This window comes from Paenibacillus sp. V4I3, from assembly GCF_030817215.1.
In the GTDB taxonomy this organism is placed as follows: domain Bacteria; phylum Bacillota; class Bacilli; order Paenibacillales; family NBRC-103111; genus Paenibacillus_E.
In genome coordinates, this window is record NZ_JAUSZA010000001.1 from 2248487 (window position 1) to 2272535 (window position 24049).

Below are 24049 nucleotides of genomic sequence, written 5' to 3' on the forward strand. Positions count from 1 at the left end.
ATTTATTTCTCGATTTTACCTGTGTCAACAACTTCGAAATCGCTGCCCTTCAGCTTACCGAGGTTGTGCAGGTCGTCGTCATCCCATTTCGGATTCGGCGCACCGCTGAGGTAGAGATTACTGCCGTTATCGGCGACGATCATGCCGTATTTCTGCAGTGCGCGAATGATGGTCCGATTCGTTGGCGAAAAGCCTGAGACATCGAAATCGCTTCGCAGTCGCAGCCGCAGTCCCATTGGCGGGTGATTGGGATCCGTACTGCTCGAGGCATAGTGAGTAGCGGGGGCGATGAACCCGCGCTGTGTCTTTTGCACGGTGAAACGCAGTGCATGATTGATTTCTCCTGCGGCGGCTTCTTCATATCGGACGAGTCCTGGGAAAATGGGCAAGCCCGCTGCGTCTGCCGACGTCCAATATTTCGTCCTTAGAGCATTGGAGGTAAGGTCCCATTTGGCACCATTCGAAGCTGTCCACCCATCACTTGTAGAACGCGCATTGTACAGCTCATATAGAAGATGGTTGCTTTTATCGACCACGAGAACATGACGATCGCCGTCGCTAGCGGAGCCTCCCTCTATCGGGGCATTCGCCGGAATGGGGTAAGGCCCCGGATCACTTTCGTCGGCGTAATCCGTGAAGGTAACATTCACTTTGGGTTGATTGCCATCAACAATCGTGTACGGAATGCCAATGGGAGCACCCTCCCAGACCGTCCCGAAATCGGCATGCATCTTCGTATTCAAGCCGATCGAAGCGATGAACCCTGCAGAGTTTGCGTGAACCGGATACTTGGATATGTCCGTATTCCAAGGGTTATCCTTGGGGAATACTTGCAAAGCCGTAGAACTGGATCCGTTTCCCGGCTGTTCAGGCACAGGCAGCTGTTTGGGCTTGTCCCCGACATAGATGGAGCTGGTGGCATCCTCCCAATCGACTGGCTTACCCAACGCTTCAGACATGAAGCGCAGCGGCACATAAGTCGTATTTTTATAAATGAATCCTTGTAATTCAGATGAGGGCTGCTTGTTTAACCCGTCAAAATAATAGCGAATATCGCGTAAATAAACGTTGATGCCAACTGCACCTGACGCCGCGTAGGTAAGCCCGGAGAAAAACACAGCTCCACAAACGAAACCAACTGCGCCTGCCTTCCAACGTCCCATCGTGTTCAACTCCTCATGAGGTTCAGTCAGTTTTGTTCTTAACCTGCTGTATCTCCCATTCTAGCTGTGTAAACTTGGGACAACCATAGGGCATCGAACTCATTTTGTGCCTAGATAAGAAGCAAAAAAAGCCTAACCAACCCCTATTATCCAAGGGACTGACTAGGCTTAATGTTTATAATCAGCCAATTAGCGATTATCAATTTTTTCCGGATAGAGATCATGGTTCATCAATCGATGTTCAGCCATCGCTTCGAACTTCGTGCCGGGTTGACCCCAGTTGCAGTAAGGATCGATTGAAATGCCGCCACGCGGAGTGAATTTGCCCCAAACCTCGATATAACGAGGCGCCATCAGCTCGATCAAATCATTCATAATAATATTGACGCAGTCCTCGTGGAAATCACCATGATTCCGGAAGCTGAATAGGTACAGCTTAAGGGATTTGCTCTCAACCATTTTAATATTCGGGATATAGGAGATGTAGAGTGTAGCAAAATCCGGCTGTCCGGTTACAGGACACAAGCTGGTGAATTCAGGGAAATTAAACTTAACAAAGTAATCCCTGTTCGGGTGCTTGTTATCGAATGCTTCTAATAAAGTGGGATCATAGTTGAACACATATTTGGTTCCTTGATTGCCTAATAAGGTAATCTCTTTCAAATCTTCATTGCTTCTACCTGCTGACATGGGTGGTTCCTCATTTCATAGTTTTTTAGAGAGGGAGTTTGCGAACCTCTTGTATTTTTCATTAGAAATGTACCATATACGTTGAGAAAATGCATCCTTATAGCCATTGGGATTTCGTGGAGGCTTTTATTTTAAGTCAAATTCTTAAATTGTTCACGATTGTGTATGACATGCAGCCAATAAGAGAAAGAGTGGTACAGGAAGAAGAATCTGTGTCGCTCTTTTTTTAGTTATGGGCTTTTAGAATGAATTTATGTGATGTAAGGTAACATTGAATGTCATATATTTTTTGTAATTATGATAGCTATCAGGTATGATCTTAGTAATTATAGTGTTGGACATAGGTAATCTTAGAGAAAGGGGCCCGTATACATGAGAAAATGGTACAAAAAACAATTGCTTTCCTACTTTCCTCTCTTTTTGTTAACCATTTCTATCATGGTACTGCTTGGTCTATTTGTCGTATCTGACATCTCACGGAAGGAAACGAAAAAGGCGAACAGCATATCCGCAGCCTATGTGTCTGACACGATGTCGCGGTCCTTGGCCGAAGTTCAGAATGCGCTCTTGAAAGAACTCGCCACGAATGATCATATTAAAGAGTTTGTCGAACATGAGAAGCAGAAGCCTAGAGACGAAGGTCTGCTTCTGTTCTATATATCGGAATCCTTGAATGATCTCGTTCTTAACAATCATTTGATTCAATCGATTTACATGTATCGTGCGGATGATGGATTAATCCTTAAGGAAAATCAGAAGGATTCACTGGATACGTTTCCGGATAGGGAGTTCGTAAAGAGCATGTGGACGAACCCGCAAACAGATCGGTGGTCAGATGTGAGAATTCTTCACGATTCGAGTACAGCGGGGGACATTCCCGTCATTTCCTTGGTGAAAAAGCTCCCAATCCCTTTTGGCAGTCAAGGTATTGTCGTCATAAATGTCGATGTCCGGGTGCTGCAAGAAAATTTGGACACGCTTAGCGACCATAAAGTGACTTTTTTGCGTGTGGTCAATGAGCAAGGGAATGTGGTTATGTCTTCCGAACCGCTGAATGACAGAAATAATGAATCGAATCAGGGGGAAGTTATCTCGAAAATTCCCATTTCGAAAACAGGTTGGAGCGTTCATAGTGGAATTAAGGCGGGTCAGCTTTTTGCGTGGGTTTCGCTCCTCTCCTATGTTTGGGTTGCTAGCGGCATCGCGACGATTGCCGCTTCCTTAGGCTACCTGATCTATATTTCGAAACGTAATTACCGGCCGATTCAACTCATGCTTAATAAGCTGGAATCGATCCAACTGCGTTTTCTTCCGGTTGGCCGCGAAATAGACGATTTGTCTTTTATCGGACAAGCCATGGAAGGTTTGATTGAGAAGGCGCAGCATTATGAACAGCAGAATCACACTAACCTGCTTATTCGGCGCAGGCAGCTGTTTTCAGAGTTGATAAACGGTGTAAGCACGATAACGGAGAAGGATTGGGAGGAAGGGGTACCGGCATTTCAAGAAAAGGTACTATTTCAAGAAATGGGCGTTATCGTCGCTGAAATGGAAGGCTACGATGCCTTTATGAAACAACACGTGCCAGAGGATCAAACCGTTCTCAAATTGGCACTGCAAAATATTGTTCAGCAATTTTTTAATGCTCATTTGTCAGTCTGGAGTGAATGGATCAGCAGTAACCGATTGGGTATCGTCTATGCAGAGCCCCAAAACTCTAAGCCTGGCACAAGTCATCTTGTCGACCTTATCGAAACCAGTCAGCAGTGGATTGAAGAGCATTTTGGCATAACCTTTGTCTATGCGGGAGGCACCACCGTTCAGGATTGGCAAGAACTTCACGGTTCCTATCGCGCCGCTTTGCAAGCACTCGGGCATAAGCTGACGCGGGATCGTAAAGCTTTGATCATGATCGAGCAGCTGTCAGGCCGTCCTGCAACAGAGACTTACAGCTATTGGCCTAAGGCGGCGGATGTCGCCAAATCATTCCGGCTGACTCAAGATGGTTGGCGGCAGCAGCTTGCCGAATTGTTTGCTGACTTCAAACTCTACGTATTGCGTGATGAAGACATTACCATGATCCTTGAAACGATGATTAAGCTGCTGGAGCGGGAAATTGGCAATGGGATAGGCGCATCGGATAATATGAGACTGGCTTGGGAACAGTCGGATTTGCAGCGCATCGTTCGGGACAGCGCTACGCTTCAGGAACTTGAAGCCAGAATGATAGGTTCTTTAAATGAATTGTACCGGACGTATGTATCCGTTTGTGAAGCCAACAGCTATCAGGCTGTTATTATCGAAATGAGAAATTATATCGAAGAGCATTTCGAAGACCCTGATCTCTCCTTAAAGCATTTGAGCGACAGGTTTGGGATTAGCGGCAAAAATGTCAGCCATATGTTTAAAGAAGCTTTCGGCATGAAGTTCGTAGATTTTCTTATGGATTTAAGGACCGAAAAGGCGAAGCTTTTATTGACGGAAACCGAATTGGCCCAACAAGACATTGCTCAGCAAGTAGGATATTCCAATTCCATTACATTTGGGCGCATGTTTAAAAGGATTGTTGGTGTAACACCGGGTGACTACAGGAAAAAGCATTCGCTTTATCGATAACTTATCAGAGTAGCTGTCTGTTAAACATACGTTTAGCAGACTATTTTTTTGGGTTATATGATAGATTATCTTACATTAATATCCCAGGAAAATTGTTTATTGCATATTTTCGATGTAATACCGAGGAAATCACAATAGTTCATATTAATTTATGTTAGTTTATATGACGGAAACTAGTTTATTGTCGAATTTGGAAGCTGAGTGACATACTGAGGGTGTTCCTGGACGGACAGGGACAACGAAAAAATAGGGAGATTGGGAGTTGAGGGGAAATGATGAAAGAGTTGACAAAAAGAAGACTTGGTACACAGGCAGTCGTTATGCTTACACTCGTAAGTGTGTTATCTGCTTGCTCTAGTTCATCCGGCAGTTCTGAGGTAAAGACCAGTAAAGAGACAGAGGCGTCAACAAAAAAGCCCGTAACGATCAAAGTCGAAGTGTTTGACCGCGGTAATTCTCCAACAGGCAAGTCCGTAACAAATAACTATTTAACGAAGTATGTCGAAGAAAACTTTACAAAAAAGACGAACATTAAAGTTGAATATGTACCGGTGCCTAGATCTCAAGAAGTCGAGAAATTAAATGTATTGATGGCGAGCGGCGATGCGCCGGATATCGTATTCACGTATGATTCGAACGTCATTTACAAGTATGTGCAGCAGGGTGGGGTAGCAGAGATTGGAGCTTTGCTTGATCAGTATGGTTCAAACCTGAAGACCTATCTAGGCAAAGATACACTGGCTTATGGAACTTATGACGGCAAACAATATGCCATTCCGGGCAAACGGGTCTATTTAGGCAAATATTCTTCCGAAATTCGCCAGGATTGGCTGGATAAGCTCGGCCTCCCGGTTCCTAAAACGACGGATGAGGTCTACCAGACGCTCAAAGCTTTTAAGGAAAAGAAACCTGGCGGCGAACAAACGATTCCACTAGGCTTCTCCTTAACAAATGCGTCTTATGAGCCGATCATTTGGTCATTCATCAAGAAAGTAAGTGAAGAAGAGCGTTATACGCTGACTCAACAGCTCGGTTCCAGTGAATATACGCTTTTGCTGCCTGGGCATAAGGATGGGGTTCGTTTCCTGAACAAGCTTTATAGCGAAGGCATGATCAGCCCTGACTTTGCATTGGACAAGGATAAAAAGAAAATGTATCAGGATGTTGCAACAGGAAAAGTTGGGATGTACGCAGAGGATGCGGGTGAATCCTATCTGACCAGCCCTCCTGATACGTATACGGTTCTGCAAAAAACAGTAGCAGGCGCGAAGCTTGCACCTATTGATCCATATACGAGTGTGGAAGGAAAGCATCCGAAGCCTGCGTATATTCCGGCAGCACTAAATATTATTATTCCTAAGACTAGTAAAGTTGCCGCTGAAGCGGTGAAGTATTTGGATTGGATGGCTCAAAAAGATGTACTGTACGCGATGACGTACGGTGTGGAAGGCAAAAACTTCTCGACGACTAACGGTTTACCGGTACCTCTGGATAATGAGGAAACGAAACAAAGCTTCTACAACAAGGGCGACTACACGATTATTACGAATGGTACAGATTTTGGCAGCAGCGATAAAAACACGGAAGCGCTATCTCTGGCCTTCGTTGAAGCTAACCGCAAAGATGCGACTCAAGCCTACAAAAACGGCATGGCGGATGGTCTCTCACCTGTCCGATTCCAGCGTCCGATTGAAGCGGAAGGGAAATACGGCAAAGCGCTCCAAGACAAATATGAGCAGCTTATTGTGAAATCGATATTGGCCAAGCCTGCAGATTTCGACAAAACGTATGACGATATGCTGAAGGATTATATGACAAACGGCGGCGAGGCTATCCAAAAAGAACGCACAGAAGCCTACAAAAATATTAAAAAGTAATCAGAAGCTGTTGGTTTCATGCATGGAAGCGACTTGGTTTCCATGCATGAACCTTTTAGTGAAAGCGAAGGAAGGTGGAACGGTTGAAAAATTACAATGTATATGTAAACAGATATTGGCAGCTGTATGCCATGCTCTTGCTCCCTGTCGTTTTTTTTATCATTTTCAAATATGGTCCCATGTATGGCGTTTTGATCGCTTTTAAAGACTTTAACCTTTTTCAAGGCATTACGAAGAGTCCCTGGATCGGGCTTGATACGTTTCGGGCCGTATTCAAAATGCAGGATTTTTATACAGCGTTAAAAAACACCTTCATGCTTAATTTTTTGGATTTGATTGTCTCATTTCCGGCACCCATTTTGCTGGCAATTATGCTTAATGAGTTGAGAGTCGCCTGGTTTAAGAAAGTTTCGCAAACGATACTCTATTTGCCGCATTTCATATCTTGGATTATTATCGGCGGGATCGTCTATCAAGTATTCAGCACGAACACAGGCATTCTCAATCACACGCTTGGTAATTTGGGCATCGGCCCGATTCCGTTTTTATCGGATAAATTTTATTGGCTGCTTACTTATTTAGCGACGGGTGTATGGCAAAGCGCAGGATGGGGCACGATCATTTATTTGGCTGCTCTGACCGGCATCAGCAAGGAGCTATATGAGGCGGCTGAAGTCGATGGAGCGGGACGCTTGAAACGCATTTGGCACATTACGATACCGGGCATTAAACCGACTATTATTGTTCTACTGATTTTGAAATTGGGTGAAATGGTGCAGATTGGCTTTGACCGCCCATTTGTCATTGGCAATGTGCAGGTTCGCGAGTTTTCGGAAGTGTTAAGTACTTTTGTTTATAAAATGGGCATGCAGTCCGGAGAGTACTCCGTAGCTACGGCGGTAGGCTTTTTTCAAGCGGTAGTAGGACTTGTCTTTATTCTTGCTTCCAATTACATTTCCAAGAAAACCACCGATCAAGGCATTATCTAAAACGCCAAAAAAGAAAGGAGTGGCAGTATGAGCGCCAAAACGGCTAATCGTACCTTCGATATCATCAACACCGCATTACTGATCCTGTTTTTATTTTTGAGCTTAGCACCTTTTTTGCATATTATCTCGATCTCGCTTAGTTCGAATGCGCCGATTATGACTGGCATGGTCAGCATTTTTCCTGTGGATATCAGCTTTGAAGCCTATTCCCGAGTGCTGATGGATCCGATGATGCTTAAATCCTTGGGATATTCCATTTATTTGACGGTCCTCTTTACGATTGTTTGTATGGTAATGACGATTGCAGCTGCCTATCCGCTTATGAAAACCGAGCTTAAAGGCAGAAAGCTCATCATGTATTTAATCGTTTTTACGATGTTTTTCAGTGGGGGAATCATACCGGAATATATTCTGATTAAAGAGCTTCACTTGGTGAATTCGACCTGGTCGCTGATCTTGCCAATGATGATCAATCCTTTTTATTTAATCATTTTGATCACTTTTTTCCAATCGATCCCCAAGAGTCTGGAGGAATCCTCCGAACTTGACGGAAACAGTCATTTCGGCACATTGATCCGAATTATTTTGCCGCTGTCGATGCCGATTGTTGCTACTCTCAGCTTGTTCTATGCGGTTAATCGCTGGAATGGCTTTATGGATACGCTGTTTTATATTACAGATCCGGAGTTATATCCGCTGCAGCTCAAGCTGTATCAAATGATTATGAACAGCCAAATTAGCGATCAATTGCAGATGGAAGGCATGCAGATTGTTCAAGTCTTACCGGAAAGCTTAAAGGCGGCCAGCATTATGTTCGCTACGGTGCCGATTTTAATCATATATCCATGGCTGCAAAAATATTTTGTATCCGGCATCATGCTCGGTTCGGTCAAAGGTTAAGGTGAAGCCAATGATGGATAAAGGTGAATATTCATTTTCCACGTGCTGGAATATTAAGAGACATGCGACAGGACGGGAAATGATTGAAGAAATACGTTCTCTTGGCTTTCGTCGAGTCGAACTGAACTATAATGTCAATCAGGAGTTCCTATCGACGATCGAACCTATGATCGAAAAGTCCGAAATCCGTATATCCAGTGTGCATAATACATTCCCGCATATTCCGGATCCTGATTATGGCACCGACTCGGTGCTGTTAGGTTTTGACGACGAGGAGAAGCGCAGCAGAGCTATTGAGCTCCTTATTCAGTCGGCTGAATATGCTCACCGTTATGGCGCGGAGGCGGTTGTTGTTCATCCTGGTGAAGTGCCGTTCGACTATAACATAGACGAGGTCTTGAAGTCGCTCTATAAGGCTGAAGGTAGGGAATCCGAAGCTTATCAGAAGCTTTGGAAAGAGATGCTGGAGCGGAGGAAAGATCAGAGTGGTCATTATCTGGACCGTATCGTCGAGAGTCTGGATACGGTTTGCAACCACATCGCACAGAAGGGCTGGAAGATCAACATCGGCATTGAAACTCGATCTCGCTGTTATCAGATGCCGACGCTTCAGGAGGCGAATACCATGATTGATCGGCTGCAGGGAGCAGGTCTTGGTTTATGGTATGACATCGGACATGGCATGATGATGGATCGAATGGGTCTTTATGACAACGTGGCCGAAGCGAATGCGATGATCGAAAGGGTCGTCGGCGTTCATATTCATGAAACGGTCGGTCTGTCCGATCATTGGTGTCCCTATGTGCATAGCGGGGATATGAGCTTCTTTGATCGGTTCCTGCCGATTATCCAAGCAGCGCCGGTGAAGGTTTATGAACTGAAAGCGGCCTGTGATCCGGATTCCATTGAACTTAGCCATAAATTCATTGTGAACCGAATCGCACAAGGCATCCAATGATGAGATCCATGAGGTTTTCTACATTATTTAAACTCCGAGGTTCATACTTATTTATGGGGCTGGCTGGAGGCACACTCAATCCTTATATCACAACCATTTTCGTTCATGGAGGCTTGGCTAAGAGTCATATTGGATTGATGATGTCTATTGCTTCTCTAGTGATTCTGGGTGCGCAATTTCTTTGGGGGCGGTTAGCGGATCGTTATCAGATGACGAAATCCATCCTGCTCCTTAGTCTGGCTATTCCCGCTCTGTTATCGATCCTGTATCAGGCGCCGTCTGTATTCTTGATGATCGCAGCTTACATGACCGCTATTATTTTTACGGCTCCACAGGCTCCGATTGGCGATGCTTTTGCTGTATCGGCAGCAAGGGCTGCGGGTTCATCCTACGGTTCGATTCGCAGCTTCCAAAGTGTAGGCAACGCGCTGGGTGGCTACGGAGCTGGATTTTTTTTATCCTATTATTTGCCTAACCATTTATGGATTCCATTCCTTCTGATATCCTGTATAGGGATTATCATGGTGATTGTTCTGCCCGCCCAAAAGGAATATCATGTCAAAAGTCGACCCTTCATTAACGGAATCGGGGAATTGTTACGGAATAAACGGTTTGTCCTTTTTCTGGGCGCGTGTTTTCTTGTCAATCAGACGTTAACGGCGTTCAATACGTATTTCGTTGTCGTGTTCCAAATGGTAGGCGGCTCGTATGCCCTCTCGGGAATCGCACTGATGATTGCCGCATTTTCCAATGTGCCTGCGATGTTCGCGGCATCACTCGTCATCAAACGTCTCGGCAATGAGAAAACGATGCTGCTTGCGACACTTGCTTATATGGTTCGTTGGGCAATCCAGTACGCTTTCCCTATTCCAGGCGTGATGGTCGCCGTACAAGTATTACAAGGGTTATCGTTTGGCCTTTTTTACGTTGCCGCCGTTGAATATGTCTCGCGAATTGTGCATAAAGAGATGCAAGCAACAGGACAAAGCGTATTTAACATGGTTTTTGTGGGACTTGCGGGTATCGTGGGCAATATGTTGAACGGTCTTTTATTGGAAAAGGGAGGACCGTCTTCGATGAATTTGGTTTGTGCCTTAAGTGCGCTGCTCGGAGCCATCTTATTGATCTTTGTCGCCTACGGCTTCAAATCGCGTGAGTCGGATGTGATTCCAAAGGAGGTGCAGCGCAAGCGGTTTATCGCTTTTGATATCGGCGGCACAAGCGTGAAATACGGAGTTGTCGATGAAGCGGGCGAAGTGCTGTCGCGCGGTTCCTTATCTAACGAGGAGTCCGATGACAGCGAGCTTTTTATAGAGAGGTTAGTAGGAAAGGTCAACCACTTTAAAGAGGCGAGAATTCCAATTACCGGTATTGCCATTAGTACGGCGGGTATTGTGGACGATTCAGGTAAGATCGTGGGGGGCATCGAGAACATCCCTTATTTAAAAGGCGTCAACCTGAAGTGTGAACTTGAGACCCGCACGAAGTTGGTGACCAGGATTATCAATGATGTCAATGCGGCTGCGCTTGGTGAGGCATGGAGGGGAGCAGGAAAGGGCGAGAAGACGTTTTTTTGCATCGCATTAGGAACGGGCATTGGCGGAGCCATCGTTTTGGATTCCAAGCTCTACAAAGGATCTCACTTCCGCGCTGCCGAAATTGGATATATGCATATGAATCTCAGGCATACTAGCAATTATGAGATGAGAGCCTCCACTTCGGCGCTGGTCAGCAAGGTTATTGCCGGACAGAACGATAAAGATTCAGCGGGCATTACCGGTAAAGTTATTTTTGATCGTGTCAAAAGCGGAGATTCCGCATGGTATGAGACTGTCGATCTATGGATGAATGAGGTGGCCAGAGGCATTGCCGATCTCATCTATGTGTTGGACCCTGGATTGATTATCGTTGGAGGGGCTGTCTCCGAGCAAAAGACGTTCTTAACCGATCGCCTCTCTGCCAAAGTAGAGTCCTATTTAACGAACGATTTTAAAGGGCTGACACGTATCGTACCTGCGCTTTGCGGTAATGAAGCAGGAATGCTGGGCGCAGTTTCTCTATTTATCAACTTGAACAACCAGGATGAAGGGAATGTGAAGACAAAGTATGACCGAGCAAATGAGGGATGAACAACTTTACTTGATTCATCACGCAATGGTTGATATGGATCGGAACTATGACCATGCAATGAAATTGTTACGGGACAAGGATAACCCGGATCAGCATTATACACGGGGGAGCGCCCACTATGCTTTGGGACTCCTCATCCGGAACGCACCAGGAGATTATGAAAGAGCTTGCGAAGTGCTAGGAAAGGTCATAGACCTGCAGTATGACTGTCCGGATGAAATTTATCATGGAACTTTTCGTACTGCACCTCAGGAGCCTCATCCTCCAATTGGCAACCTTCCTTGGAAAACCTTTGCGCCGGGCTTTGCCTACTTTCTGAATGATACGTTTGAAAAGATATCGGCACAGCTCGTCGATATGTTATCCGCAAATACGTCTGAGGCATCTAATAATGTAGATGTTAAGAACATCTTTCAATCGGCTGTGAATCAAGTGCTTCCTCCCGTGTGGAAAAGCTATGATCCGAATTGGCGCGAATTTATTGCTTGTGCCTTTGCCGTTATCCTTGCAAATTTTGAAAGAATGCTGCCAGATAGTCTTATTGATCGGATGGATGCTAGCATGATCAAAGCCGTTGGCGCTTCCATCGACCGGCGTTTGTCGGATGCTATACCAATGAATTCGAATATCGAATTGATGCATATATTCATCTGCCATTTTTTTGGTCACCGATACGATAATGAGGACTGGGTTTCGCATGCCGAGCATGAAGCGCTGAAGTTTTACGCAGCATTCAAAGAATTTGGTTCGTTTGCAGAATTTAACACAACAACTTATTATGGCGTGGATCTCACTGTGCTGGGGCTTTGGAGAAAGTATGGAAAATCAGATGCGTTTAAACAAATCGGTCACGAAATTGAAAAAGGTCTTTGGGAAAATATAGCGTTATTCTATAACCCTAACCTGGAAAACCTTTCAGGCCCGTTCTCGCGTGCCTACGAAATGGAAATGACAGCCCATAGTTCGATTGGCGTGTTTCTCTTCCTCGCATTAGGGAAAGGGTATGAGTACCTTGCAGCCATCAACTGTGAATCCGAGCACGATCCGATGATTGCATTGGTCGATGTTGACGTGCCGCTGGCGATCAAGCCGTCGCTAATCACACATCATAGTGATCGACTGGTCGTGAAGCAGTTTAGGGAGCTTTGCGAACGAGACGAGCCTGGTGCGAACACGAATCTTTGTACAGCGACAGCTTGGATTGAGAAGACTCTCATGATCGGCGGTATGTCCGGAAGCCGTAATACAAATGGACAGATGCATCCTGCAACCATACATTGGATAACGGAGCGTGGGGACAAGTATTATATGAGGTTAATCCGTCGTGAATTAGGCGGACATTGGAACTCGCATATAAGAGGCATCACATACGAAGCGAAAGCGGACAAGGATCTGTTAGTTGTTGATGTTCATTTTGACACGGATAAGGAAATTGAGCTGTATTTTGAAATCAGAGGCAAGAACTTACTCGCGGAAAGCTTGGCTCCTGATGTTTGGACATTCCCAGGATTGACTTGCAAGGTAGAAGCGGACGCGCCAGCACCTTCAATCAACAAATATGATGAATACATTGAAATGATATATCTATATCAACCTCAAGTATTGAGCAATCATATGAGCTTTATACTCCGTTTTCTTATTTGATAGCTGCCCTCGTGCAGCTTTTTTGCATGTCGGATCAAATAAACCATAATTCCGAATATGGAGTTCCTCTGTTATAATGAAATTTATAATAACTATGAACCATGAGGTGCCAGATGAGGGCTTATTTAGATTTATTAAAAGATATTATGGAACAAGGGGTACAAAAAGAGGATAGGACGGGGACGGGGACACTTTCAGTCTTTGGACGCCAAATGCGTATAGATTTATCACAAGGGTTCCCATTGTTAACAACCAAAAAATTACATGTAAAGTCTATTGTTCATGAATTGCTTTGGTTTTTAAGCGGAAGTACAAATGTTAAATACTTGCGAGATAATGGGGTTACAATATGGGACGAGTGGGCAGACGAGGAAGGTAATTTAGGCCGAGTTTATGGTTCTCAGTGGAGAACTTGGCTGGGTCCCAATGGTCAGATTATTGATCAAATATCATCACTGATTACGCAAATCAAAAACAATCCTGATTCGCGGAGACATTTGGTTAGTGCATGGAATGTTGCAGAGATTGAAAGTATGGCATTGCCGCCTTGTCATTATGCTTTTCAGTTTTATGTGGCAAATGGACGTTTGTCGTGTATGTTTCAAATGAGATCCGTAGATACTTTTCTCGGTTTGCCATTTAATTTAGCTTCCTATGCGTTATTAACCTACATGGTAGCACAACAGTGTGATTTGGAGGTTGGGGATCTAATTTGGACCGGTGGTGATGTACACATTTATCTGAATCACATCGAACAAGTTAAGACACAACTTTCCAGAGAGCCATTCCCGTTTCCTAAACTTGTAATCAAACGGAAGCCGGATTCAATCTTTGAATACGGTTTTGAAGATTTTGAATTCGTTGACTATCAATCGCATCCTGGCATCAAGGCGCCAATCGCGATTTAAACGAGCTATTCTATAATCATGTGACGAAGGGAGGGGCTCAGGCATGAGTATTTCATTTATTTTTGCAATGGATCGCAACCGAGCCATCGGTGTGAATAATACACTGCCTTGGCATCTGCCAGGGGATCTGAAGTTTTTCAAATCCGTGACAATGGGTCACCCTATTCTTATGGGGCGGAAGACGTATGAGTCCATTGGCAAGCCGTTACCGGGCAGACGTAACATCATACTCACTCAAAATCCGCAGTTCCATGCAGAAGGCTGTGAGGTCATTCACTCCGTGCAAGAAGCGGTGGACGGCTTCCGTGATCAGGAACTGTTCGTCATCGGCGGGGCGGAAATCTTCCAACTGTTTACTTCCGTCGTGGACCGCATGTACATTACGCACATCGAGCATGAGTTTGAAGCGGATACGTTTATGACCGAGCTAGACTTGTCCGAATGGACGTTGGTATCCAGTGAACAAGGCGAACGGAACGAGAAAAATCCTTACGAGTACTACTTCCGAATCTACCAAAGAAAACAAGCTTAAGGAAATAAGTAAAGGCCCTGAGTTATCTGTTATGTTCACAGAGAGCTCAAGGCCTTTTTATTATTTACGCTTTTTTGTAAGCGACACGATCAGAGATAAAGCTCCAAGTACGACTGCCGCAATGGAGAGGTAGAGGGAAGTGTTGGATGAAGTGCCACTGGCTGCAGCACTGCCAGGCGTTACTTGTCCGTGGCTGTCTGTCGTAGCACCGGTTGCTGCTTTGGCTTTGACAGTCGTTACAGAAGCGGGCTTGTCAGATCCATTAGCGCCAACCCATTCAACTACGCTGCCATCCTTATAAGTTTGATAGGCTTTCCACACGATCTCGGTAGCAGCATCCGCTACTTTGCCCTGCATATTGAATTCACCGAATTCTGTACTAGCCAGTCCATCTCCGGTTGCTTTCCAAGTAACACCTGTAATTTTACCAGCAGTATCTTTAGCTAGCTCATAGGTCCAACCTGCTTTGGGCTCGAAGCGAGAAACCGCTACAGCATCCATAGGGAATTTCACTTCTACTTTCACAGTAGGAATGTCTTTCTCTGAAGGTACACGTACCGTGAATTTCTCGTAGCTGCCTTGTGTGGATTCTTTCGGATATACAGTAACGTGGGCGCTGGCGATTCCCGCGAGAAGCATGGAGCCAATTAGCATAATACTTGCATTTAACATCAGTTTTTTAAACATAAAACGTGTTCCCCCTTCAAGTTAACTCTTATCATGTTGTCCATATTACCTGATCGACAAGCAATAGAGTATGACTCGACTGGGCTATTTTTTCGACTAGTTTTGTCCTTTTCGTGTCAGTCCGTACTTAATGGCGAATGCGGTGAGTTGGACACGATTCTCGAGTCCAAGCTTTACCAATATATTTTTCATGTGGTTTTTAACCGTATGTTCGGAAATCAGCAGCTTTTCTGCAATCTGCCGATTGTTATCCCCTAAAGCAACATAGGCGGTAATTTCCTGTTCCCGAGAGGTCAACATGCTCGGTGTTGGGCCCTCTGTATGCGTACCAATAGGTGCGCGGAATCTTTGGAAAAGCTTATCCGCCATCCCTCTAGCGGCTTCTGAATTATCGTCGAGAAGCGCGCGCAGGTAAGTGAGCCATTCGTCAGGGTCCATGTTTTTTAATAAATAGCCTTGAGCTCCGAATTGCAGCGCTGTAAAGAGGTCGGCTACATCATCGGACACGGTGAGCATGACAATACGAATAGCCCCGTATGCTTGCTTAATGCGCCGCGTTGCTTCAAGTCCATCCATAGGGGACATATGTATATCCATCAAAACCACATCAGGCGCGACCTCGCCGCAAAGAAGAATAGCTTCTTCACCGCTGCTCGCTTCCCCCACAATATAGAAATCGGATACAGGCTCCAGCATACTGCGAATCGCTTTCCTAGCTAGTGGATGATCGTCTACGATGAGAACGCGAAACGGCTGATTGCTCAGCATTAGTTCCTCCTCCTATCTGCTTGTACCAAAAGTGTAGTTCCCGTTACCATCTCGTCCGTTTCCTTCATCTTAAGCTCGAAAGATGCACCTAGCTCGGCCGCACGCTTCTGCATCAATTCAATGCCATAGGTCTTCCCTTTTGACTTTACATGATGAAACCTATTTCCGTTATCAGTAATCTGTAGTCGCCATGCCTTTGGATTAGCTTCCAAAACAATTGAAGTTTGCGTTGCCATGGAATGCTTGCGTATATTGGTGAACGCTTCTTGTATAATGCCGAAAAGCTGAACTTCTTCTCCAGAAGCGAAGCTGTTCTCTTCCACAGTTAACTTCTCATGAAGCTCAATACCCGTCACCAATTGCCAATTCTCCAGAAATTTATGGATGCGCTGCTGGAAGTTAGCTCCTTCCTCAGGTGGTGTTCTTAGATTAAAAATGGCCTGTCGCAGCGAGTTATCGATTTCGGACACCGCTGCTTTGGCTTCTTCTAAATCTCCTTGCTTCAACTTCACATTAAGAAAGAAAAGCGTTTGAGCCAAGTCATCATGGAGCTCTCTGGCCAAACGCTCGCGTTCTTCATATACGGCTCTGCGGGCTTCACCGATTGTCACCTTCTCATTGCTGCGCTCAATACTTTGAAACATCCACGAAGCGAAGAGATACGAAAGCAGCAAAGTAATAATGGTAATCGTGAAATTCCCGGCTTCCATGGTTAAATAATTAAGTAAAAATTCATGACGAATATACTCAAAGCCGCCGATGATGAGAACAGGCACTAGAATCGTAAAAAGCTTAAAAATACGAAGAGACATAGGGCGGATCCATTCCTTTCCGTAGTCCATCTTTGGAACGGTTTCTATTATATCAGATATGTGTTAGATTTCTTCACAAAAAAATGAGGTAAGTACTTCTCAATTCATGCACACGTGTGCTACATTATTATTAAATCGTAACACGCACAGAAAGGCATGGTGTCAATCATGTGGAAATCAATTCTACAGCAGAGAAGAAGCTGGGCTGGATACGTTGTTGTGATCGTCCTCTTACATATACTTGGGATTATCGGTTTATATAGTGTAGCGAAAATGACGCCTGCCTTTTGGGGAATTGGGCTCCTTGCCTACACATTAGGGATGCGGCATGCTTTCGACGTTGACCATATTGCGGCGATCGACAATACCGTACGCAAGCTCGTTGGGCAGAAGAAGAATCCATTAGGTGTTGGTTTCTACTTTTCATTGGGACACTCCTCTGTCGTCTTCGTCATGGCCATTGTGACTGCATTCTCCGTACAATGGGCAGCACGTGAGCTGCCTTGGATGCAGCGTTTTGGAGGTGTTATCGGCGCTTCGGTTTCTGGTCTGTTCCTTGTCATTATTGGCATTTTAAATTTACTCATTCTTATCAATTTATATAAAATGTTCTTGAAATTTCGTGGCGGCACAAATGATGATAAAGAGTTTGAAGAGCTTCTCGAGTCCCGTGGATTCATTGCTCGAATGATCAAACCTCTCTTTTCTTTCATAGGAAAAAGCTGGCATGTATACCCGTTAGGTTTTCTCTTTGGTTTAGGTTTTGATACGGCGAGCGAAATTGCGCTGCTAGCGATCTCAGCCCATGCGGCGAAGGAAGCGATCCCTTTCATTGGCGTCATTTCACTTCCGCTGCTGTTCGCTGCAGGGATGAGTCTCTTCGATACAGCCGATGGGATGTTCATGACCAAAGCTTACAAATGGGCTTTCCATACACCGGTACGTAAGCTTTATTACAACTTAACAGTGACTGCTTTGGCCGTCATTGCTGCTTTAATCATTGGCGTGATCGAGTTAGGTCAAGTTCTCTCCGAAGAATTCAAATTGGAAGGGACCTTCTGGACGTGGCTGCAGGAGATTGATTTCGGGACATTAGGCTATATCTTAGTTGCTCTGTTCGTGGTGGCATGGGCCATTTCCATTGCGGTTTGGAAAGGGATGAAGATTGAAGAACGCTGGCGTGCTAAAGTATAATCCATCGTGATGATTGTGGTCTCAGTTCGCTTATGAGGCCACTTTTTTGTTATGGATAACAATGGAATATGAATATTTTCTAAAGGTTAGGAGAGAAAAAAGGATTTTGCCGAAATACGTTGAAAGTAGTCTGTCTAATCTTCAGATACTCTGTAAAAGAAAGTAGGACTTATATGATTGAGTTTAAGCATATTTCCAAAGTATATCCTAACGGAACTGTTGGTTTGAATGACATTAACTTAACTATCCATCCCGGAGAATTCGTTGTTATTGTAGGCCTATCTGGAGCAGGTAAATCTACTTTGCTGCGTTCCATTAACCGTTTGCATGAGACGACCGAAGGAGAAATATTGATCAACGGTAAATCGATTACAACGGCGAATGGTGCCGAATTGCGCCGCATGCGCAGAGATATCGGGATGATCTTCCAAACCTTTAACCTGGTCAAACGTTCTACGGTAATTCGAAACGTATTGTCAGGACGTGTAGGCTATCATTCCACCCTGCGTACAGTTCTTGGTTTGTTTCCTAAACACGACATTGAGCTTTCCCTGAAAGCACTAGAAAGAGTCAATATTCGAGAAAAAGCTTATTCACGCGCCGATGAATTGTCCGGCGGTCAACAGCAGCGTGTTTCCATAGCAAGAGCTTTGGCACAAGAAGCGAAAATTATTTTAGCGGATGAACCGGTAGCCTCCCTTGATCCATTAACGACAAGACAAGTTATGGATGATTTGAAACGGATTAATACAGATCTCGGCATAACGACTGTCGTTAACCTTCACTTTATTGACCTTGCACGTGAATATGCAACTCGAATTATCGGACTTCGCGCAGGTAAAGTCGTATACGACGGACCCGTTTCGGAAGCAACAGATGATGTATTCTCCGAGATTTATGGCCGTGCGATTAAGAAAGACGAGCTCTTGGGGGTGCTGGAGGAATGAGTGTAACGACAGTCAAGAAGCCTCCTCGTACCAAGATCTATCTCATTGCCCTGATCATGGTGCTTTTCCTGATTGGGAGTATTTATCAGACAGATGCGACACTGACGAAACTCGTTACCGGTACTCCGGAGATTCTTAAATTCATAGCCGAGATGTTTCCGCCGGATTGGCTGTTTTTCGCTGATATATGGAAGCCAATGGCACAAACACTGCAGATGTCCATTATTGGTACAGCAATTGGAGCACTGTTTGCATTCCCGATGGCACTGCTAGCGGCTCGTAATGTTACTACGGCGCCATGGTTGTTCTATCCATCTAGACTCATCATGAATCTATTCCGTACAATTCCAGATCTGCTCTACGCAGCACTTTTTGCCGTTTTGGTAGGCTTTGGCCCAACGGCTGGTACACTTGCACTTATCTTCTTCACCTTTGGTATCATATCTAAGCTCTCTTACGAATCAACGGAAGCTATTGACCCGGGACCACTTGAGGCCATGACAGCAGTTGGCGCCAACAAACTCAAACTCATTCGATTCGGCGTCATTCCTCAGGTTGCTCCTACGTACTTGGCTCATTTATTGTACACATTCGAAGTTAGTATTCGAGCCTCAGCCATTCTCGGATTAGTTGGCGCCGGTGGTATTGGCTTGCTGCTTAAAAACACGCTGGATCTGTTCCGTTACGATCAATCCTGTGCCATTGTTATTTATACCCTATTAGTTGTTGTTATTATTGATTTGGTCAGCACACGTTTCCGTTCCTATTTGCTAAAAGGAAGCGCGAAACCGATGTCAGCTTCGCGTGCAGCTACGTATAAGGTAGTAGGTTGGATTGCCGTTATTGCCTTATTCATATGGTCACTAACCGGCCTTGAGTTGACTGGCTTCCAACCAACGACTTGGATTCTCACGAAATCCATGTTATCCGGTTTAGTACATCCTGACTGGGCTTATGTGTATATCCCAGAAGGGGAAGATTTACTTCGATCCTTGCTTGAAACCTTATCTATTTCCTACTTAGGAAACTTTGTTTCAGCGGTTGTCTGTATCCCGTTTGCCTTCTGGGCAGCAGCCAATATGAGCCGATTTCGTGCAGTATCAGGCACTGGGAAATTGTTCTTAAGTGTCGTACGAACAATACCGGAGATTATTATGGCTTTGATCTTTATTAAAGCAGTAGGCCCTAATGCCTTTGCTGGGGTTATGGCATTAGGACTTCACTCCGTAGGGATGCTCGGCAAACTTTATGCAGAGGCCATTGAGAATATGGATATGGGACCTACGGAAGCCATGACAGCTGTGGGTGCAAACATCTGGCAGCGGATGGCGTTTGCCGTGGTGCCGCAGGTCATTCCCGATTTCATATCATACACCTTATATCGCTTTGAGATTAATGTCCGTTCAGCGACGTTGCTAGGTGTTATTGGTGCAGGTGGTATCGGTACGCCACTCATCTTCGCGCTCAACGCGAGGCAGTGGCCGCGAGTAGGTATCATCCTCATTGGTATTATTGTCACCGTCTCAGTCATTGACTACATCTCAGGTACACTCCGCAAACGCATTGTATGAGGACATGGGAAAGTCTTTACAAGTGAATTTTCAGTTGAAAATAACTCCAACACCAGCTATTATAGTGGTTTTGGAGGCTTATTTGTTCATAAATGGGGGCTTTTATTTAGGATGGCCCATTTAGGGCAGTAACGTTTTTTTTTGTTTTGGGATAACAGGATAACGGTTTTCGCGGATTGTGGAAAAGATGAGTTGGAGAGTTGTATAACGTGCAACAATTTCTCGGTTTTCGTCAGGATTTGTTGAAGATGTTGCAGTTCATACAACAATTTAGCCGCATTAATATGCAGCATGATCAATGTTGGCGTAATTGTTGCATTTTCTGCAACATTAAGCAACAAACCCGCGACTTTCTAGCCTAAAAGCTGTACAAAATACAACTTCCCTTGAGGGGATTTTTTTTATCTACGCATTAGCTGTAATGCCTTCCTTGGGCTACCAAGCGGAGTGACCTACTTTCACGGTTGGTCTTTGATGGGGTGAATGAATCCAAGACCGGTTCTAACACCTCAATTTGTTCGATCAGCTCTATAGGAATCAGGACGTTATTCAATTTCAAAAGTCGAAAAGTAGGATAGTAATTTGTAATAACCCCCCTTATCTCGTCTTTACCGCACCGGATAGAGACTTCTTTTTTGCAGCTAATAAGCATTTCGAACATCCAATTTTCACCTCACTATGATATATGACAGGTCCAGGTAAACGTTTGTCATGCAAAAGTAAAAAAAAATTTACACGGACGTGCCACATTCATAGTATGCGAGGGAGGTTTGGAGTAGAATGCAAAAAAAATACCTCTACATAATTCGAAAGAATCATGTAGAGGTATTTTCATTTCACAGGAAACCAAGCTTATTTCAAGCCCATTTCTTTATTAACGCTGCGAACGATGTCGAATTTGGCATCGTCAGAAACTACATAGCCTTTGTGTGAATAAACATCGAAAATGATTTTTTGACCATCTGGGTCGTTACCAATAGCGATGAATGCGTCTTGGATTTTCTTTTTCCATGCTGCATCCATATCGGAACGAACAGCGATGGTATCATTTGGAATTTTGTCAGAGTAGCTAAGAACGCGAGTTTGTTTGAATACATCTGGATAATCTTTAGTCATATTCGTACGGATGTCTTGGAATACGCCTACAGCGTCAACTTGACCGTTAAGAAGAGCGATAACTGCTTTATCATGGCCTTGGAATGGAACGCCAGTTACATCTTTAACTGGATCTACGCCAGCTTTTTTCAGTACGAATCCTGGGTAAGTGTAACCAGCAGCGGATGTAACACCTTGCCAGCCCATTTTTTTGCCTTTCAGATCAGCAACTGATTTGATTGGGGAATCCGCTTTAACTAGAATCTCTGATTTATAGAAATCAACTAGATCCTTCGTTGGTTGACCTGTTGCATCGTCAACGCCTAAGCGCGTTGCTTGTAAAAGCAGGTCTGCTGCTTTACGAGTGTCATGAGCAACAACGTAGTTGCTTGGAGGCAAGAAGCCAACATCCACTTGTTTGGAGGCCATTGCTTCGATAACAACGTTATAATCTGTTGATACAGAAACCTTAACTGGGATGCCAAGTTTGTCTTGAAGCAGTTTTTCAAGTGGCTTTGCTTTTGCTTCAAGCGTCTCTGCATTTTGGGAAGGAACGAACTGTACTTTAAGCTCTTTAGGTACGAAGCCTGCAGCAGCAGCCGGCGTAGCGGAAGCTTTCGTAGATGCGGATGCAGCAGGAGCTGTTTCCTCTTTTTTTGCGCAGCCTGCAAGAACACCTGCAGCAACGATCATGGACAAACTAATGACAGTGAATTTTTTCATCATCTTTTTTTGACCTCCGTTTAATTTTATACTTTATCTATGATGTACTATAACATTATCATATAATATATGGAAGATTGTGTGAAGTATTTGTTAATCTGACAATCGATATGTATGGCGTTACAAAATAACATGCTTGGAGTGGGTAATTTGACTCAATCTTGTAAGCTGCAGAAAAGTAGAGTAACTATATTAGAAACAAGTGATCTGCATGGAAATATGCTGCCAATTCACTATGCAAATAATCAACCTAACGATGTGGGTCTATCCAAAGTGGCTGCGCTTATTGCCGCAGAACGTAAGAAAGAAGCCCATGTTATTGTGATTGATAATGGGGATCTGATTCAAGGAACGCCACTTGCGTATCATCATGCTAGATTGAATAACGAGCCGATGGATCCAATGGTCCTTGGTCTGAACTATGTGGGTTATGATGCGGCCGTTATTGGCAATCATGAATTTAACTATGGACTTCGTGTGCTGCAAAAAGCGGTTCAGGAATCAAAGTTTCCTTGGTTATGTGCCAACATTGTGGATGCAGTGAGCGGAGAACCGTTCCTAGGAAAGCCATATCTAATTAAAGAATTACCGGACGGCGTTCGCATAGGAATTCTGGGCTTGACAACTCCCTATATTCCGAATTGGGAAAATCCCGCTCATATCGAGGGATTGCGGTTCGAAGATGCTTTGGAGTCGGCTAAGAAATGGGTAAAGTTCCTCAAGGAGCATGAGCAAGTGGATGTCGTTGTTGTCTCCTACCATGGTGGTTTTGAAAGACATCTAACGACGGGTGAGCCAACCGAGCCTCTAACGGGAGAAAATCAGGGCTTTCAACTATGTATGGAAGTAGAAGGTATAGATGTTCTGCTTACAGGGCATCAACACCGAAGCATCGCGGGAGTAGAAATCAATGGTGTTGTCATTGTACAACCAGGAACTGCTGGTGTAACACTTGGTAAAGTTGAATTAAAGCTCTCGAAGGTAGATGGCAAATGGCGCATCGATGCCAAGAAATCGGAGCTGCTTTCTGTGGCTAATATTGAAGCGGACAACAAATTGATAGAGCTTGTTAGTGTGTATGAAGCGAAGACACAGGAGTGGCTCGATCAACCAATTGGTAAGCTGTCCGGAGATATGCTAGTCAAAGATCCCATGCACATTCGCTTGAAGGACAATGCGCTGATCGAGTTCATCAATCGTGTTCAGATGGAGCTCTCGGGAGCAGCCATTTCAAATACAGCGTTGTTTGATAATGTATCGCCAGGATTTCCATCGGATATTACAATGAGGGACATCGTCTCCAACTACATTTACCCGAATACACTGAAAGTGATACGGATTTCCGGACAAGACATCAAGGATGCTTTAGAGCAATCAGCAGAATACTTTGAACTAACATTAGTTGGTGAAGTTCAAGTGAGCAGCAAGTTTAGAGACCCGAAGCCGTCGCATTATAACTATGATATGTGGGAAGGGATTACCTATAAATTGAACATATCCCGCCCAATTGGCAAGCGTGTCGTACAACTGGAATATGAAGGGAAACCGCTGGATCTCGAGGCCTCCTACGATGTTGTTATGAATAATTACCGAGCTGCAGGCGGAGGCAATTATGGGATGTTCCAGGATAAACCGGTCATCAAAGATATCCCGACGGATGTAGCTGAATTATTGGCAGGATACATCATGGAGCGCGGTACCATTGAAGCTAGTGTGAACGAAAATTGGGAAGTCATCTGGGACTAGGTTGGCATTAGGATTCGCGAATGTATTCCCGGTCCCCTGATCTAGGATTGTAATACACGCGATAAGTGGATCCATCCTTTGGATCACTTCCGTGACTTC

The 24049-nt window shown here is 44.6% G+C and carries 19 protein-coding genes and 1 riboswitch; of the genes, 13 read left to right on the forward strand and 6 right to left on the reverse strand.

All coding sequences use genetic code 11. From position 1 onward, the window contains the following. Window positions 1-2: 2 nt before the first annotated feature. The gene (locus tag QFZ77_RS10440; RefSeq protein WP_307439157.1) at window positions 3-1163 is read right to left on the reverse strand and encodes a stalk domain-containing protein; all 1161 of its coding nucleotides are present in this window, start codon (window positions 1161-1163) and stop codon (window positions 3-5) included. Window positions 1164-1352: 189 nt separating this feature from the next. Then, a complete protein-coding gene (gene queF, locus QFZ77_RS10445) occupies window positions 1353-1853 on the reverse strand; it encodes a preQ(1) synthase (protein WP_029198588.1) in 501 nt (166 codons plus the stop codon). An 11-nt stretch (window positions 1854-1864) separates the two neighbouring features. Beyond that, window positions 1865-1908, reverse strand: a riboswitch (PreQ1 riboswitch). A 317-nt stretch (window positions 1909-2225) separates the two neighbouring features. Between queF and QFZ77_RS10450 the strand changes: the two genes are divergently transcribed. The 9 genes from QFZ77_RS10450 (at window position 2226) to QFZ77_RS10490 (ending at window position 14407) form a co-directional block, all read left to right on the forward strand. Next, window positions 2226-4469, forward strand: coding sequence for an AraC family transcriptional regulator (locus QFZ77_RS10450; protein WP_307439162.1), 2244 nt, complete (start codon window positions 2226-2228; stop codon window positions 4467-4469). A 272-nt stretch (window positions 4470-4741) separates the two neighbouring features. Continuing rightward, window positions 4742-6346 (forward strand): extracellular solute-binding protein, encoded by a 1605-nt coding sequence (locus tag QFZ77_RS10455; protein WP_307439163.1) that lies wholly within the window; start codon window positions 4742-4744, stop codon window positions 6344-6346. A gap of 131 nt (window positions 6347-6477) precedes the next feature. After that, window positions 6478-7335 (forward strand): ABC transporter permease, encoded by an 858-nt coding sequence (locus tag QFZ77_RS10460; RefSeq protein WP_052228915.1) that lies wholly within the window; start codon window positions 6478-6480, stop codon window positions 7333-7335. Window positions 7336-7362: 27 nt separating this feature from the next. Further along, complete coding sequence (locus QFZ77_RS10465; RefSeq protein ID WP_307439165.1) at window positions 7363-8235, forward strand: carbohydrate ABC transporter permease; 873 nt, start codon at window positions 7363-7365, stop codon at window positions 8233-8235. A gap of 10 nt (window positions 8236-8245) precedes the next feature. Continuing rightward, entirely contained in the window at window positions 8246-9193 is a 948-nt protein-coding gene (locus QFZ77_RS10470) for a sugar phosphate isomerase/epimerase family protein (RefSeq protein ID WP_307439167.1), read from the forward strand. An 8-nt stretch (window positions 9194-9201) separates the two neighbouring features. Beyond that, entirely contained in the window at window positions 9202-11322 is a 2121-nt protein-coding gene (locus QFZ77_RS10475; protein ID WP_307439169.1) for an ROK family protein, read from the forward strand. Further along, entirely contained in the window at window positions 11300-12967 is a 1668-nt protein-coding gene (locus QFZ77_RS10480; RefSeq protein WP_307439171.1) for a hypothetical protein, read from the forward strand. The genes QFZ77_RS10475 and QFZ77_RS10480 overlap by 23 nt, the downstream gene beginning before the upstream one ends. A 113-nt stretch (window positions 12968-13080) precedes the next feature. Continuing rightward, the gene (gene thyA / locus QFZ77_RS10485; RefSeq protein WP_307439173.1) at window positions 13081-13875 is read left to right on the forward strand and encodes a thymidylate synthase; all 795 of its coding nucleotides are present in this window, start codon (window positions 13081-13083) and stop codon (window positions 13873-13875) included. 43 nt (window positions 13876-13918) lie between these two features. Then, window positions 13919-14407 (forward strand): dihydrofolate reductase, encoded by a 489-nt coding sequence (locus QFZ77_RS10490; RefSeq protein ID WP_307439176.1) that lies wholly within the window; start codon window positions 13919-13921, stop codon window positions 14405-14407. Between the two features lie 60 nt (window positions 14408-14467). On the opposite strand, the gene QFZ77_RS10495 is transcribed toward QFZ77_RS10490, so the two are convergent. The 3 genes from QFZ77_RS10495 to QFZ77_RS10505 all read right to left on the reverse strand — a co-directional run bounded on the left by QFZ77_RS10495 (window position 14468) and on the right by QFZ77_RS10505 (window position 16674). Beyond that, window positions 14468-15094 (reverse strand): YcnI family copper-binding membrane protein, encoded by a 627-nt coding sequence (locus QFZ77_RS10495; RefSeq protein ID WP_307439177.1) that lies wholly within the window; start codon window positions 15092-15094, stop codon window positions 14468-14470. A 96-nt stretch (window positions 15095-15190) separates the two neighbouring features. Continuing rightward, window positions 15191-15862 (reverse strand): response regulator, encoded by a 672-nt coding sequence (locus QFZ77_RS10500; RefSeq protein ID WP_307439179.1) that lies wholly within the window; start codon window positions 15860-15862, stop codon window positions 15191-15193. Then, window positions 15862-16674: a sensor histidine kinase gene (locus QFZ77_RS10505; RefSeq protein WP_307439182.1), complete on the reverse strand. Its 813-nt coding sequence runs from the start codon at window positions 16672-16674 to the stop codon at window positions 15862-15864. Before QFZ77_RS10505 ends, QFZ77_RS10500 begins: the two co-directional genes overlap by 1 nt. Window positions 16675-16842: 168 nt before the next feature. On the opposite strand from QFZ77_RS10505, the gene QFZ77_RS10510 reads away from it, so the two are divergent. The 3 genes from QFZ77_RS10510 to phnE all read left to right on the forward strand — a co-directional run bounded on the left by QFZ77_RS10510 (window position 16843) and on the right by phnE (window position 20386). Continuing rightward, the gene (locus tag QFZ77_RS10510) at window positions 16843-17868 is read left to right on the forward strand and encodes a HoxN/HupN/NixA family nickel/cobalt transporter (protein WP_307439184.1); all 1026 of its coding nucleotides are present in this window, start codon (window positions 16843-16845) and stop codon (window positions 17866-17868) included. A gap of 173 nt (window positions 17869-18041) precedes the next feature. Beyond that, a complete protein-coding gene (gene phnC, locus QFZ77_RS10515) occupies window positions 18042-18815 on the forward strand; it encodes a phosphonate ABC transporter ATP-binding protein (protein WP_307439186.1) in 774 nt (257 codons plus the stop codon). Further along, the gene (gene phnE / locus QFZ77_RS37755; RefSeq protein ID WP_373462582.1) at window positions 18812-20386 is read left to right on the forward strand and encodes a phosphonate ABC transporter, permease protein PhnE; all 1575 of its coding nucleotides are present in this window, start codon (window positions 18812-18814) and stop codon (window positions 20384-20386) included. Before phnC ends, phnE begins: the two co-directional genes overlap by 4 nt. An 852-nt stretch (window positions 20387-21238) precedes the next feature. Here the strand turns inward: phnE and QFZ77_RS10530 are convergent. Further along, a complete protein-coding gene (locus QFZ77_RS10530) occupies window positions 21239-22207 on the reverse strand; it encodes a phosphate/phosphite/phosphonate ABC transporter substrate-binding protein (protein WP_307439188.1) in 969 nt (322 codons plus the stop codon). 129 nt (window positions 22208-22336) lie between these two features. Between QFZ77_RS10530 and QFZ77_RS10535 the strand changes: the two genes are divergently transcribed. Then, window positions 22337-23950, forward strand: a complete 1614-nt coding sequence (locus tag QFZ77_RS10535; protein WP_373462583.1) for a bifunctional metallophosphatase/5'-nucleotidase — start codon at window positions 22337-22339, stop codon at window positions 23948-23950. Window positions 23951-24049 lie beyond the last annotated feature (99 nt).

Excerpts from the sequence above, each read along its gene's own strand:
- QFZ77_RS10440 (WP_307439157.1), bottom strand. The coding sequence starts at position 1,163 with ATGGGACGTTGGAAGGCAGGCGCAGTTGGTTTCGTTTGTGGAGCTGTG.
- queF (WP_029198588.1), bottom strand. The coding sequence starts at position 1,853 with ATGTCAGCAGGTAGAAGCAATGAAGATTTGAAAGAGATTACCTTATTA.
- QFZ77_RS10450 (WP_307439162.1), top strand. The coding sequence starts at position 2,226 with ATGAGAAAATGGTACAAAAAACAATTGCTTTCCTACTTTCCTCTCTTT.
- QFZ77_RS10455 (WP_307439163.1), top strand. The coding sequence starts at position 4,742 with ATGATGAAAGAGTTGACAAAAAGAAGACTTGGTACACAGGCAGTCGTT.
- QFZ77_RS10460 (WP_052228915.1), top strand. The coding sequence starts at position 6,478 with ATGCTCTTGCTCCCTGTCGTTTTTTTTATCATTTTCAAATATGGTCCC.
- QFZ77_RS10465 (WP_307439165.1), top strand. The coding sequence starts at position 7,363 with ATGAGCGCCAAAACGGCTAATCGTACCTTCGATATCATCAACACCGCA.
- QFZ77_RS10470 (WP_307439167.1), top strand. The coding sequence starts at position 8,246 with ATGATGGATAAAGGTGAATATTCATTTTCCACGTGCTGGAATATTAAG.
- QFZ77_RS10475 (WP_307439169.1), top strand. The coding sequence starts at position 9,202 with ATGAGGTTTTCTACATTATTTAAACTCCGAGGTTCATACTTATTTATG.
- QFZ77_RS10480 (WP_307439171.1), top strand. The coding sequence starts at position 11,300 with ATGACCGAGCAAATGAGGGATGAACAACTTTACTTGATTCATCACGCA.
- thyA (WP_307439173.1), top strand. The coding sequence starts at position 13,081 with ATGAGGGCTTATTTAGATTTATTAAAAGATATTATGGAACAAGGGGTA.
- QFZ77_RS10490 (WP_307439176.1), top strand. The coding sequence starts at position 13,919 with ATGAGTATTTCATTTATTTTTGCAATGGATCGCAACCGAGCCATCGGT.
- QFZ77_RS10495 (WP_307439177.1), bottom strand. The coding sequence starts at position 15,094 with ATGTTTAAAAAACTGATGTTAAATGCAAGTATTATGCTAATTGGCTCC.
- QFZ77_RS10500 (WP_307439179.1), bottom strand. The coding sequence starts at position 15,862 with ATGCTGAGCAATCAGCCGTTTCGCGTTCTCATCGTAGACGATCATCCA.
- QFZ77_RS10505 (WP_307439182.1), bottom strand. The coding sequence starts at position 16,674 with ATGTCTCTTCGTATTTTTAAGCTTTTTACGATTCTAGTGCCTGTTCTC.
- QFZ77_RS10510 (WP_307439184.1), top strand. The coding sequence starts at position 16,843 with ATGTGGAAATCAATTCTACAGCAGAGAAGAAGCTGGGCTGGATACGTT.
- phnC (WP_307439186.1), top strand. The coding sequence starts at position 18,042 with ATGATTGAGTTTAAGCATATTTCCAAAGTATATCCTAACGGAACTGTT.
- phnE (WP_373462582.1), top strand. The coding sequence starts at position 18,812 with ATGAGTGTAACGACAGTCAAGAAGCCTCCTCGTACCAAGATCTATCTC.
- QFZ77_RS10530 (WP_307439188.1), bottom strand. The coding sequence starts at position 22,207 with ATGATGAAAAAATTCACTGTCATTAGTTTGTCCATGATCGTTGCTGCA.
- QFZ77_RS10535 (WP_373462583.1), top strand. The coding sequence starts at position 22,337 with ATGCTTGGAGTGGGTAATTTGACTCAATCTTGTAAGCTGCAGAAAAGT.